Source organism: Hydrogenovibrio sp. SC-1 (assembly GCF_002848135.1).
Taxonomy (GTDB): Bacteria; Pseudomonadota; Gammaproteobacteria; order Thiomicrospirales; family Thiomicrospiraceae; genus Hydrogenovibrio.
Map to the genome: position 1 here is coordinate 43,799 of NZ_PKGB01000010.1, position 13,776 is coordinate 57,574.

Below are 13,776 nucleotides of genomic sequence, written 5' to 3' on the forward strand. Positions count from 1 at the left end.
CTAACGAAAGTTAACATGAGGCGGTTATGCAAGCAGAGGTACGATTTAATCAATTATTAACGTCTAACCATCCAGATAAATCTATTTATCATTTGGGCTTAAAGACGACACAGCCATTGAATTATCAACCGGGTGATTGGTTAATGGTGTTTGTAGAAAATCCGCCGTCATTAGTGGATGCGGTATTAGCCGCACTGCACTTAACCGGGCAGGAAACTCTAACCGTTAAAAGAGTGGGTGAGGTGACAGTGGCAGAGGCGCTGCAAAGTCATCTCGAAATTCGACTACTGGCGCCGGCAACTCTTAATAAACTCAAACGCAGCTTTCAACTCAGTGATTGGCCAGACCGTCAGGCGATGATGGATTATGCTGATGGCAAAGATTTACTGGACCTATTATCCGATTATCCTTTACTGACCGGCACAGCTGTTTGTGACTGTTTAACCCCCTTGGCTCCTCGCTATTATTCCATTGCTTCTTGTAAAGAGGTGGTTGGCGAGCATCGGGTTGATTTGGTTTATCGTCAGGTGGGCTATCAGCAGCGCGGACGCTGGCGTCAAGGCTTAGTGACCACCACATTATCCCAAAAAAACGAAGGGGATTGGTTGGAAGTGGCTTTAAGCCCGAACCGAAGTTTTAAATTACCTGATAGTGAGGCTTCCAAATCGTCGGATATTATTATGGTGGCAGCGGGCACGGGCATCGCGCCCTTTATCGGTTTTTGCCAACACTGGTTTGCAGCTTCAAATCCCGTGAAAAAAGGCCAGGCCTGGTTGTTTTTTGGAGAAACGCATCAGTCAAAAAGTTTCTTATTTGAGTCGCAACTTCAGCAATGGGTACAACAAGGCTTACAGTTACGAACTGCCTTTTCTCAGGATCAAGCTGAAAAAGTGTATGTGCAAGATCGATTATGGCAAGAACGTGCCGCTCTTTGGCCTATGTTGATGAAGGGCGCGCACTTGTATGTGTGCGGTAGTCAGAAAAAATTATGGCAGGGTGTGGAAAAAACGCTATTGGCAATGATAGTGGAGCAGCAAGGTGCTTCGTTTGAAGAAGCCGAAGCCACTTTACGATTTTGGAAGAAGGCGGGTCAAGTCCAATTGGATGTTTATTGAGGGTTTTTAACTATAACTTAATTGAAAACCGGCAGCAGAGAGGTGGTGAGCTTCAACTTCCAAATCCATTTGGGTTAATGGGTGGGTTTTTAACCAATCATTTTCAAATTCCAAGCGAATGGTACGTTCTGATTCAATGATAAGCAATATGGTCGGTATATCGATTTCGCGTCCGCGGTGGATGCGCACGGCAAGCCGCAGCAGCACGGTTAATCCCAATAACTTTTCACGATGAACTGAGTCAAATCGGTCATAGGCGCCGGCAATAAACTTACCACGGTGGTTGACTAGTAGCGCCGATAGCATTTGTTTTTCTTGCTGGGTAAACCCGGCTAATTCGGCATTTTCAATTAAATAAGCACTGTGATGTCGGTAGCGTTTATAGCTGAGTGCCATGCCAGCTTCATGGAGGCGGGCGGCCCAATTAAGTAATTTTTTAAAGTCGTGATCGATATCGTGCAGTTGCCAGCTGTTATGGGCTTGTTTATAGAGGCGGTCACTGGTATCTGCTACCGCATCCGCTTGGCTGCTATCAATTTTTAACCAGGCCTGGACGCTTTTGACACTGGTTTCGCGAACATCTTCGGCATGAAGGCGACCAAGGGTGTCAAACACCAATCCTTCTCGTAGTGCATTGTTTGAAATATTAAGCTGTTCAATATTGAGTACCTCAAAGCTGGCGATTAAAATGGCCAATCCGCCCGTTAATACGGGTAATCGCTCCTCCTTTAAACCGGCAATGCTGACATTATCCAGTGTCCCAGCTTCAATTAACGCTTGTTTTAGTTGATTGAGGCCATCTAAGGTAATCGCGCCTTGGCTCCAGCTATTTTCTTCCAGAATACTACCAACTGACTTGATGGTTCCGGAGGCACCTATGGCAATATCCCAGTCATAGTGACGCAGTTTCATCTTATGCGGACGTAGGATTTGTTGGCAGGTGGAGATGGCTTTATTAAAGCGTTTTTCAGTGATTTCTGGCTTGCTAAAGAAACGCTGAGTAATGCTGACACAGCCCATTTCCGTGCTGGTAAGGTGTTGATAGCTAAACTGCTTGCCAATAATGTACTCGGTACTGCCGCCACCAATATCCATCACCAAACGGGTTTCTTCATTATGGGGTAGATCATGGGCGACGCCCAAATAAATCAGCCGAGCTTCTTCCTGACCGGCAATAATCTGAATTTCATGGCCTAGTGCTAAGCTGGCTTGACGTAGAAATTTGGGACTATTTTTCGCATTACGTAAGGTGTTCGTACCAACGGCACGAATTTGACTGCCAGGTATATTTTTGATGAGTTGGCCAAAGCGTTGTAAACATTCTATGCCCGTTTCAAATGCAGATTCCGTAAGGTAACCTTTCTTATCTAGACCAGAGCGTAGGCGCACCATTTCTTTATGTTTATCGATGACTTGAATTTGTCCATGTACTTCACGAGCAATGATCATGTGAAAACTATTCGAACCCAAATCAATGGCGGCATAGATGTGTTGGTTGGTTTCTTCTTCTGGCAAAATATCGGTCATAACGGTTTTGGTCAGTTTGCTATTGAAGCGCTGATTGTATCCTAAGTCACGGTAAGGGTCAGCGCTTTTTAAGTTGAAAGGGCGGTTTGCTTTCAGGAAGTGGTTAGGAAGAATATTTCTCGATTAACCAGTTTTGCGCGCTAAAGGGGGCTTCGCCGGGTTGTGGTTGCTTGGGTAAATAGCTGCCATCCGCCTGAAGGACCCAGGCGCCACGATTATCATCGAGATAAATTGCCAAGCCTTCGGTGTAGATTTGTTGGAAGTGTTTCTTATTCAGAATTGGGAAACAGGTTTCTACGCGCGAAAAGAGATTGCGGCGCATCCAATCGGCACTGGAGCAAAATAATTCAGGTTCTCCCGCACTGTTTTCAAAGTAATAAATACGGTGATGCTCCAAGAAACGGCCAATCACACTGATGACTTGAATGTTTTCAGACAAGCCAGGTACCCCTGGGCGTAGACTACAGATGCCGCGGATAATTAAGTCAATTTTGACGCCTGCTTGAGAGGCTTCATAGAGGGCGTCAATAATGCCTTGTTCCTGCAAACCATTCATTTTGGCAATGATCCGTGCCGGTTTACCTTGGCGCGCATTTTCCGCTTCACGGTGGATGCGATCAATCATGCCCGATTGCAAGGTAAAGGGTGATTGTAATAATACCAATAGATTATTGGTATCTCCCAAGCTGGTGAGTTGTTGGAAGATTTTGGAGACATCGTGGCCTAATGCGGGATTGGCTGAAAACAAACCGAAGTCGGTATAGAAACGAGTGGTGATATGGTGGTAGTTTCCTGTGCCAAGATGGACATATTGACGGAGATGCTCACCTTCACGACGAACCACTAAAATCATTTTAGCGTGGGTTTTATAACCCACCACGCCATAAACGACATTGACCCCCGCATCCTGCAGGCGGTTAGCTTGTTGAATATTATTGTCTTCATCAAATCGAGCGCGCAATTCCACGACGGCGGTCACTTCTTTGCCGTTTTTCGCCGCTTTTTCCAATGCATCAATAATGGCGGATTTTTCGCCAGTTCGATAAAGAGTCATGCGAATGGCCAGCACATTGGGGTCGGAAGCGGCCTGCTGTAAAAATTCAATGACCGGACTAAAAGAGTCATAGGGGTGGTGTAATAAAATGTCCTGACGATAAATTTGATCAAATAGGGTTTGCGGTTGTTTATTGCGGCTAAAGAGTTTTAAGCCTGTTTGTTTGACTTTTGACGTCGGTGATTTCATCGACTTCGCTTTGAAAGGGGAGAACAGTAAGTCAGAGCGTCTCGCTAAATCCGGTACTGCATTGAGTCGGTGTAAATTGACTGGTCCATTGACCTTGTAGAGTTGATGTTCATCCATATCAAATTGATCGAGCAAATACTCATACATATTTTTGGGACAACGATCCGATACCTCAAGGCGAATGGCGCCGCCATATTGTCGACTGGATAGCTCCCCTTGTAACGCACTCATAATATCATCCACCTCTTCTTCATCAATAAAGAGGTTGGTGTTACGGGTTAAACGGAACTGGTGACAGCCGGTGACGGTCATGCCAGGGAAAAGATTTGAAACATTGGAATGTAAGATGGAAGATAAAAACACAAAGTCATTGACCCCATCGGTGGCTTCCGGTGGTAGTTTAATAATGCGCGGTAATGACCGCGGCACTTGCACGATGGCCAAACCATTGGTACGTCCAAACGCATCCTTGCCTTCCAATGATACGATAAAGTTCAAACTTTTATTGAGTAAACGCGGAAAAGGGTGAGACGGGTCGAGCCCCATTGGGCTCATTACCGGCTGTAGCGATTGTATAAAGTAATTGCGTATCCATTCTTTCTGTTGGTCGGTCCAATGATTGCGTCTGAGGAAGCGGATTTCTTCTTTTTCCAGTGCAGGGATCAAAATGTTATTTAAAGTATGATATTGCTCATTAACCAAGTCGTGCGCGACTTCGGACAGCATTTCAATCGCTTCTTGAGGAACCAGTCCATCCGGTTGGGTTCGTGCGGAGGGGTCATTGCGGAGTTCATATAAACTGGCCAACCGAACTTCAAAAAATTCATCCATATTGGTGCTGGAAATACACAAGAACTTAAGACGCTCCAGTAATGGAATCTCTGGATTATTGGCTTGTGCCAACACTCGGCGGTTAAATTCCAATAAGCTTTTTTCTCGGTTGATATAGGGAGGCAAGTTTTCTAAAGACGTTTCAGGTTGCATAAGGTTCCGTAACTAGGGTAATAATGGTTAATTTCAATAAGTATAGCGATTTTACATGTCGAAAAAATGAAAAATGTGTGAATTCGTTTTCGATTTATTCAGGGGTCTTTGACGGGGGATGTTGGCAATCGGGCACTGGGTCAATTCCGCCGGGATTACCAGGGTGACATCGGGCTATGCGCTTAATGGATAGCCAGCCGCCTTTCAGTACACCACACTTTTGAATGGCTTCTTGGCTGTAATGTGAACAGCTCGGATAGAATCGACAACGAGGCCCGATAAGAGGACTGATAAACAGTTGATAAAAGCGAATCAATCCAAGAAGTAGCCATTTAAAGGGATTCATTTGTTTTGAGGTATCCATGAATCTAAAATCATAACTTTAACATGAATTCAACGGTGGCGTAAGGGCGAAATGGACGTTCATGTCAGGTTTGTCTTTGTGTGATTTACCTCCGTAAAGTTAGATGCAATCGCAGTGTAAAGGGGTTAAAATAAAATTTTGAAACGGCGCGTAACCCTCTTATTAAAACCAAGGTTGAAATCATGAGTAGTACTCTAATTACCCAAGCAAAAATTGTAAATGAAGGCAAAATTGTCGAAGCAGATCTGTTAATAAATAACGGCCTTATTGAAAAAATTTCGCCGAAATTGGATGTGCAAGCTGATCGAGTGATTGATGCGAATGGAATGCATCTGCTCCCTGGTTTTATTGATGATCAGGTGCATTTCCGCGATCCGGGGTTTGCTGAGAAGGGGTCAATCGCCACCGAATCGAAAGCCGCTGTTGCGGGTGGGACGACCAGTTTTATGGATATGCCGAATGTGAAGCCCGCGACCACCACTCTCGCGAATTTGGAAGCCAAACATCAGTTAGCCGCAGAAACCTCTTGGGCCAACTATTCGTTTTACTTAGGCGCGACCAATGATAACCTTGAGGAAATTAAAGCCTTGGATGCGAATCAGGCTTGTGGGGTAAAAATCTTTATGGGCGCTTCGACGGGGAATATGCTGGTAGATCGCGAACAGGCGCTGACCGATGTGTTTCAACACAGCCCGACTTTAATCACCACACATTGTGAAGATACGCCGATGATCCAAGCGCAAGAAGCGCTTTTTCGACAAAAATATGGTGAAGCTGTGCCCATGTCGGCACACCCTGAGATTCGCTGCCGAGAGGCCTGTTATAAATCCTCTTCCTTTGCCGTTGAGCTGGCCAAAAAAACCGGCGCTAATTTGCATGTATTGCACTTAACGACAGCTGAAGAAATGGCCTTATTTGCACCTGGACCAGTGGAAGGCAAACAAATTACTGCGGAGGCCTGTGTTCATCATTTATGGTTTAGTGCGGATGACTACGAGCAAAAGGGCACCTTAATTAAATGCAATCCGGCCATTAAATCGGTTGCAGATCGTGACGCTATTCGTCAAGCTGTGCGCACGGGTCAAATTGATATTATTGCCACCGATCATGCCCCGCACACTTGGGCGGAAAAACAAGGGTCTTATTTTCAAGCACCGGCAGGGCTGCCGCAAGTACAGCAGTCGTTGACAGCCTTATTGGACTTAGTCAAACAGGGCGTGTTTGATTTGGAAACTATTGTGCAAAAAACAGCCCATAACGTTGCATTGCGCTATCAAATCGCCAATCGCGGCTTTATTCGTGAAGGCTATGCTGCCGATTTGGTGTTGGTGGATTTGAATCAGTCGCACACGGATCGCAAGCAAGATAACTTGTATCAATGTGGTTGGTCTCCTTGGGAAGGACATCAATTTTCATCGAGCGTGATCAGTACTTTTGTTAATGGCGATTTAAAATATCACCAAGGAAAATTGGGACACTTTACCCCAGGCCAGCGCTTACAATTTACGCGAGGGTAACCTGTGTTTTGAGAGCACAAAAATGACCAGGCCTGGTTATAATGAAATCTATTCTAAGCTTTTTGGCTGCGGTTTGGGTTGCATCCGCCTTGAAGAGATTGCAAAGATTTACCAACACTTGTAAAGTGATCATATAACACACAAAAGAGGTTGCAAATGTCAGCAGTGTATATTGGGCGCCAGCCCATCCTGGATCGTAATATGAAACTGTTTGCTTATGAGTTGCAGTTTCACCAAGGATTAAACCCCAATCAAAAAACCGTTGAAGCCTCTGCACAGCTATTAGCAAAAACCGAGTCGGAAATCGGTCTACAATCCATTGTCGGCGGGCATGTCGCATTAATTAACCTGCCTCATGATTTAATGATCCAATCCAATGACTTTGCCAGTTTCGAAGATAAACGTAATTTGGTTTTGGAGATTCCCTCTAATGTTGATAAGGACGTGGACGTTCTTAAAAAACTGAAAGAACTCAAAAGTCAGGGGGCTTCTATCGCATTAGATAATTTTATTGATGATGACTCCAGTTTGAAGCTGGCCAATATTAGTGATTTTGTCAAGATTGATAACGAAACCATGTCTGAAGTCAAAATGAAGTCGATGATTGAAGAGCTTCATGCCAAGGGCAAAAAAGTCATTGCGGAAAAAGTTGAAACGGAAGAAATCTATCAATACCTAAAGAAACTGGGGTTTGATTATTTTCAGGGCTATTTTTTCACCAATCCCGTTATTATCAATGGCAAAAAGTTAACGGGCAATAAGCTGACGCTGTTGCAAGTGTTAGCCAAGATTAATGACCCTAAAACCAGCTTTAAAGAACTCTCCAATATTTTAAGTAAAGATGTGGCGTTGACTCACAAATTATTAGTGGCGGTGAATAATCCGGCAGCCATGATTCCAATTGAAGTGGAAACCGTTTCCGATGCTCTCAATTACATGGGTCTAAAGCGATTGAAGTTTTGGGTCAATATGATGATGTTGTCCGACTTGAATGATGTACCGAAAGAGCTTTTGACCACGTCCTTAATGCGCGCAAAATTCTGTGAGGCTTTGGCGATTAAAGCTGGGTTTCAGCGAGAGAAAGACAGTTATTTCTTGGTCGGTCTTTTTTCCAATTTAGGTGCCTTCTTTCGTTCACCGGTTGCCGAAATCGTTGCTGAAATGCCCTTGTCGGAAGAGATTAAGTTGGCATTGGTTGAACATGAAGGGCCGATGGGAGACGCACTCAAATGCTTAAGCGAATTGGAGTCCACCTCACAGGATTTTGCCAAATTAACCTTTGATAAGTTGGATATCAGCGATATCGCCAGTTTATTTATGGAAGCCTCTGCTTGGGCACACCAAGCCAGTACTGACTGACCAATATCCCCGATTTATGTGATCTGGGATTTGCACCCTCTGTTCAATCTATTCAAAAGGAAATGACAATGACTATGCAATCCATCAATCCAGCCACAGGCGAGTTGAATGCCGAGTTTGAAACTTGGGATCAAGACACCTTAGATGAGGTGGTCACGCAAGCCGGTTATGGTTTTGCCGATTGGTCACAATTAACCCCTTTAGAAGATCGAATAGCATTGTTACGACGCTTAGGCGATGTATTGCTGGATGATCAGGAACCCTTAGCGGAACTGATGACACTGGAGATGGGGAAACTCTATTCAGAAGCGGTGGCAGAAGTGCAAAAGTGTGCCTCCTTATGCGATTACTATGCGGATCATGCCGCTGAGTTTTTGGCGGATGAACTGATTGAATCGGATGCGTCCAAGAGTTATTTAGCCTATTTACCGTTGGGCGTGGTGTTAGGGGTAATGCCTTGGAATTATCCGTTTTGGCAGGTGATTCGATTCGCAGTGCCAACTGTGACTGCTGGTAATATTGCATTATTGAAACATGCGTCTAATGTCCCTCAATGTGCATTGGCCTTGGAAGAAGTGTTTCGCAAGGCCGGTTATCCTGATGGCGTGTTTTCAGCATTGATGATTGGCTCCGATCAGGTCGCTTCCGTGATTCGACACCCTGCCGTTAAGGCCGTTTCACTCACAGGTAGTGAGGCGGCGGGTCGCAAAGTGGCGAGCGTTGCTGGAGAACAATTGAAAAAAACCGTTTTGGAACTGGGCGGATCAGATGCGTTTATTGTCTTGGACAGTGCAGATATGAAAGCTGCGGTCGCGGGGGCGGTTAAAGGACGGTTTTTGAACGCTGGGCAAAGTTGTATCGCGGCTAAACGCTTTATTGTGGATGCGGCTTTAGTAGAGACGTTTACTGAACAGTTTAAACAGGCCATTGAAAGCGATTTGGTGGTGGGCGACCCAATGGATGCCAATACAACCCTGGCACCGATGGCGCGACAAGATTTATTGGATGAATTGCATCAACAGGTCATGAAATCGGTGGAAATGGGTGCAAAAATCGTCACCGGCGGTTATCAACTGGATCGGCCTGGCGCTTATTATGCACCGACGATACTGACCAATGTCAGTAGCGGTATGCCGGCTTACGACGAAGAATTTTTCGGTCCAGTCGCGATTATTTTAAAAGCGTCTGAACCCGCGCATGCACTCGGTTTGGCCAATGGCATTGATTATGGGTTGGGAGGGTCTATTTGGACCAATGATTTAGCAACCGCCGAAACGATGGCGCGAGGCATGGAGTCAGGAGCTACCTTTATTAACAGTCCGACTTTTTCTGACCCACGCCTGCCATTTGGTGGGGTCAAAAATTCGGGTTATGGCCGAGAGCTATCGGCGCAAGGCATTCGCGAGTTTACCAATATCAAAACGGTTTGGATTAAATAGTGACCGCACTGGACTTGATTTGGAAAACTCTGGGTGACTTAAAATCGCCAAAGATTTTAATTCGATTATTTATTCCTTTTGCCATAGGGCTTGTACTGGTTTCCTTATTGGGTTACGGCCTTTTCGGTTGGCTGTTAGCCAGTGGCTTCGTTACCGACAGTGCCATTGTGCAGGACATGAATCAATGGCAACTAGAAGCGGAATCAACCATTGGTGCCATCCCCTTAATTGGTGGCTTATTACTCTGGTTTTTGGGAATGGTCTTTACGGTCATTGCCGGCTTGATTGGCATTATTTTGGGTAGTTATTTGGTATTGTTGTTTGCGATGATTATCACCGGTTTTATGACCGATTCATTGGTTAAAGCAGTGCATGATTTGCATTATCCCCATACCGACTACCAAGGGCATGGTTCCTTAAGCGGAATGTTATGGAAAATGACCCTGTTTGGTTTGGGTATGGTGTTGTTGTTATTGCTAACCTTACCCTTATTATTTATCCCCTTAGTCAATCTCCTTTGGTTTTGGGCGATCGGGTTTATCTTTTTTCGCTATGCGTTGGTATTGGATGTTGGCCAGGTTATTTTACCGGAGCCGCTATTTAAACAATTATCGCCTTTTAATCGTTGGACGCCGACGGTTACATTAGCCGCATTGTTTTCATTGAGCTTATTGCCGATGATTAGCTTTTTTGTGCCCGTGTTTGGGGTGATTGCCTTAGCACACTATTATTTTGATCAATTATCTTTGTTACCGGTTTCCAATGAAGAGGACTCGCCTTGATTTTTCCCAGTTTAGTGCAGTTAGCGACCCGTGACGTGGTCACACTGGATGCCTCTCAATCTTTAAAAGAAGCGGTGCATTTAATGAACGTGCACCATATTCGAGATATCATTGTTACTCAGGGACAAAGTTATTCCATTTTGACGGCGCGCGAGTTGATTGATTTTCAAATTCGTCAGGTTTCTCTTGATACGCCCTTGGCCGATTTGCATCTGAATATTGTGCCGCAAATGTTCGAGAATGACAGTGTGATGAAAGCCTTAATGGTGATTCAAAACCATCCTGATAACCATGTGTGTTTAATTAATGAAGACAAAGACATTATTGGCATTGTCAGTTATTCCGATTTAGCAGCCAGTTTGCAACCAGATCAGTTGGTGCAATCTCAATCGGTCGGTGACGTGGTGCGTGATAAACCATTTTTGCAGGTTGAGGCATCAGATGATTTGCAAACTGTTTTTCAAAAAATGCATCAACTGAATGAAACGGCCGCGATAGTGATGCAGCAGCAAGCGGTGGGCATCATTACCCAAACCAATGTGATTGAATTATTAGACAGTGAACACAATTGGCAAAAACCCGTGGCCGACTATATGACCGCCCCGCTAATGACTGTGTGTGGCACTGCCAGTGTGCAGTATGCATTAGCGGTGAGCCGAGAGCATCATATAAAACATATCGTAGTTGAAGAGCAGCAACAGGTGGTTGGTGTGCTCCATCAAAAAGACCTAGTCTCGCTGGTCTATGAAAGCCTACACCAACGCTATGAAAATGAAAATAAGCAGCTGAAACAAGAAATGGACTTGTTAAAAGCAGGTCCGTTGGTCAGTGTGATTTGGAGAGTTGCGCCTGGTTGGCCAGTGAAATATGTCACGCCAAATTTATCTAAGGTATTGGGTTATCAGGTTTCGGAATGGGTCTCGTCCGGTTTTCGGTTCGGTGACCTCATTCATCCAGATGATGTCTCGCGAATCAGCCAGGAAGTTGAAACGCATATTGCCGAAAAAGCGCCCTACTGGGAGCAACGTTATCGGATCTTGTCAAAACAAGGGCAATGGCAGTGGTTTTATGATTACAGTCAACCAATTTATGGTGACAATAATCAGGTAAATGAAGTGTTTGGCTATTTATTAGACCAAACGCATTTGATAGAGACTGAACGCGCTTTACAACAAAGCGAGCAACAGTATCGAAGTCTATTTGAACTCTATCCCTTGGCGACCGTATTGATTGACCCTGATACCCAATTGCCGGTGCGATTTAACAAACAAGCCTATCAGCAATTAGGCTATCCGCCTGAAATTTTTGCGCATTTGCGAATTGCTGATTATGAGGTGTTCGAGTCTGAACAGAAAATTAAAGCGCACATGAATCAAGCTCAAGAGCATGAGGGAGTCTCATTTGAAACTCAACATCGTCATCGTTCGGGTGCGATCTTAGACGTTAAGGTTACGGCCAAAAGTGTTCAGTTTGACGATAAGTCGTTCTTCTTGAGCGTCTTTGAAGATATTAGTGCGCTGAAACAATCACAACAGGCGTTAGAAGCATCGCATCAAAAGGAACGACAACTCAATGTAGAGAAATCTCAGTTTTTAGCCTATTTAACACATGAGATTCGCACCCCTTTATCGGGCATGATTGGCTTGTGTGATATGGCGAATAATTATTCTGATATTGAGTCGTTAAAAGACGCTTCCCGACACGTTTCGAAGGCCGCACAACAACTGATGTCCCTAATGAATGACCTGCTGGATATGTCAAAAATTGAGGCGAATAAGTTAACCTTGTCGTTACAACCGATTCGATTAGAAACGTTGACTCGCGAAGCCATGACCTTAGTGGAAGGTATCAAGCGTGTGGGGCAGCCTGTTGAACTCCATTTGCATTATGATCAAACACTCCCCCGTTTACTGAATATCGATCCTCAGCGTTTGCGTCAGGTGTTGATGAATTTAATGAGTAATGCCATTAAGTTTACCGAACAAGGGCTGGTACAACTCGATATTTGTTTAACTAAGCTGAAAAATGACCAGGCCTGGGTCAAATTTTCCGTGACGGATACCGGTGTGGGGATATCCAAAGCCGATTTAGTCAATTTGTTTAAACCCTATCATCGAGTCAAGGCTAGCGAACAGTCTGTTGTCGGTACAGGATTAGGCCTGGCAATTAGTCAGCAGTTGGTACAGTTAATGGGAGGGGAAGGGGTCTCGGTAAGCAGTGAACAAGGTAAAGGCAGTTGTTTTAGCTTTGAAGTCCCTTTTTCATTGGCCGCTGATGGTCTTGAGGTGTCGACATCTGATACGGCAGCGATGGCGGATGCTAAGCAGTTGACTGGACAAGTATTGGTGGCAGAAGATGATGCTATTAATCAACAGGTGATTCAGCAGCAGTTAATGGCGTTGGGCTTGACGAACGCGGTGTTGGTGAAGAATGGTGCTCAAGCCCTTGAAAAGGCGCAACAGCAATCATTCGATTTAGTCTTAATGGATGTGCACATGCCGGTAATGGGCGGCCTTGAAGCCAGTCGCCATTTGTTGAAGTTGTCTCCTGAATTGCCCATTATTGCTTTAAGCGCGGCCAATACTGAACAAGATCGGCAATTGGCAGAAGACATTGGAATTCAGCATTACTTAGCGAAGCCAGTGGATATTAAAACCCTCTATTCCATGCTATCGGTCTATTTAAAAACAACCGATCATCCGATTGAAATGGCTACCTTTGTGGCAGAGAGTGAACAAACAGGGGCAACCAGTCAATCAATAGCAGACGGTGCAAGCCAATCTGTGTTGATTAATCGTCAAAAAGGACTACAGCAATTAAATGGCAATCAAATCCTTTATACCAAACTACTCAATCAATTCTTAGAACAACTCAATGGTGACTACATTCAACTGGCAAAAGCTCTAAGTGAAGCAACGAAACATTCAGCCAGTGACGCAGTACTGACCAAATTGCAAGCACAAAATCATGGGATGAAAGGGGTCGCTGCCAATTTAGCATTAACCGCACTTTATGAAGTGAGCCAACAGGTTGATCGTCAATTGAAGCAGCAATTAGTGCCTAATCCTGAGTTAGTTGAAGTTTTTCAACAAGTGATAAATGATACCCAGCAAGCGATTCAAGATCAACTCGCCCATTTTTCGGAGCAAGCCGCTATGGATGACTTGCAAGCCGAGTCCTTAAAGGGCGTTGAACCTATGTCAAATATGGATTTGCAAGCGGCCTTACGACACTTGCTCAGTGACCTACAAAGTCAGCGCTTTTTAGAGGTTCAGCAGTTAAAGCCGATATGGGGAGGCTTGCCCAATCGTTTGCAAGAGGCCTATGGTAAGCCGTTAATGACGGCGATTGATAATTTTGAATTTGATGACGCCATTCATTATGTGAGTCTTATATTGAATGCTTTGCAGGAGTCAGAACAATGAAAGTTGGGGATTCGCTATTGA

At 44.7% G+C, this 13,776-nt stretch carries 9 protein-coding genes; 6 read left to right on the forward strand and 3 right to left on the reverse strand.

The genetic code is table 11. The annotated features are described in order from the left end of the window. Window positions 1-26: 26 nt before the first annotated feature. Window positions 27-1,115 (forward strand): NADP oxidoreductase, encoded by a 1,089-nt coding sequence (locus tag CYQ88_RS07010; protein WP_101840646.1) that lies wholly within the window; start codon window positions 27-29, stop codon window positions 1,113-1,115. 6 nt (window positions 1,116-1,121) lie between these two features. Here CYQ88_RS07010 and ppx read toward each other — a convergent pair whose 3' ends face one another. The 3 genes from ppx to yidD form a co-directional block, all read right to left on the reverse strand. Next, complete coding sequence (gene ppx, locus CYQ88_RS07015; protein WP_101840647.1) at window positions 1,122-2,642, reverse strand: exopolyphosphatase; 1,521 nt, start codon at window positions 2,640-2,642, stop codon at window positions 1,122-1,124. 103 nt (window positions 2,643-2,745) lie between these two features. Next, window positions 2,746-4,869, reverse strand: coding sequence for a polyphosphate kinase 1 (gene ppk1 / locus CYQ88_RS07020; RefSeq protein WP_101840648.1), 2,124 nt, complete (start codon window positions 4,867-4,869; stop codon window positions 2,746-2,748). A gap of 94 nt (window positions 4,870-4,963) precedes the next feature. Continuing rightward, complete coding sequence (yidD, locus tag CYQ88_RS07025) at window positions 4,964-5,233, reverse strand: membrane protein insertion efficiency factor YidD (RefSeq protein WP_369827537.1); 270 nt, start codon at window positions 5,231-5,233, stop codon at window positions 4,964-4,966. Between the two features lie 182 nt (window positions 5,234-5,415). On the opposite strand from yidD, the gene CYQ88_RS07030 reads away from it, so the two are divergent. The 5 genes from CYQ88_RS07030 to CYQ88_RS07050 all read left to right on the forward strand — a co-directional run bounded on the left by CYQ88_RS07030 (window position 5,416) and on the right by CYQ88_RS07050 (window position 13,755). Further along, window positions 5,416-6,750, forward strand: coding sequence for a dihydroorotase (locus tag CYQ88_RS07030; protein ID WP_101840649.1), 1,335 nt, complete (start codon window positions 5,416-5,418; stop codon window positions 6,748-6,750). A 156-nt stretch (window positions 6,751-6,906) separates the two neighbouring features. Then, a complete protein-coding gene (locus CYQ88_RS07035; protein ID WP_101840650.1) occupies window positions 6,907-8,109 on the forward strand; it encodes an EAL and HDOD domain-containing protein in 1,203 nt (400 codons plus the stop codon). A 68-nt stretch (window positions 8,110-8,177) separates the two neighbouring features. Then, window positions 8,178-9,548: an NAD-dependent succinate-semialdehyde dehydrogenase gene (locus CYQ88_RS07040; RefSeq protein WP_101840651.1), complete on the forward strand. Its 1,371-nt coding sequence runs from the start codon at window positions 8,178-8,180 to the stop codon at window positions 9,546-9,548. Beyond that, window positions 9,548-10,330 carry an EI24 domain-containing protein gene (locus tag CYQ88_RS07045; protein WP_233188836.1) on the forward strand — a complete coding sequence of 261 codons (783 nt, stop codon included), beginning with the start codon at window positions 9,548-9,550 and terminating at the stop codon, window positions 10,328-10,330. Before CYQ88_RS07040 ends, CYQ88_RS07045 begins: the two co-directional genes overlap by 1 nt. Continuing rightward, window positions 10,327-13,755, forward strand: coding sequence for an ATP-binding protein (locus CYQ88_RS07050; RefSeq protein ID WP_101840652.1), 3,429 nt, complete (start codon window positions 10,327-10,329; stop codon window positions 13,753-13,755). Before CYQ88_RS07045 ends, CYQ88_RS07050 begins: the two co-directional genes overlap by 4 nt. Window positions 13,756-13,776 lie beyond the last annotated feature (21 nt).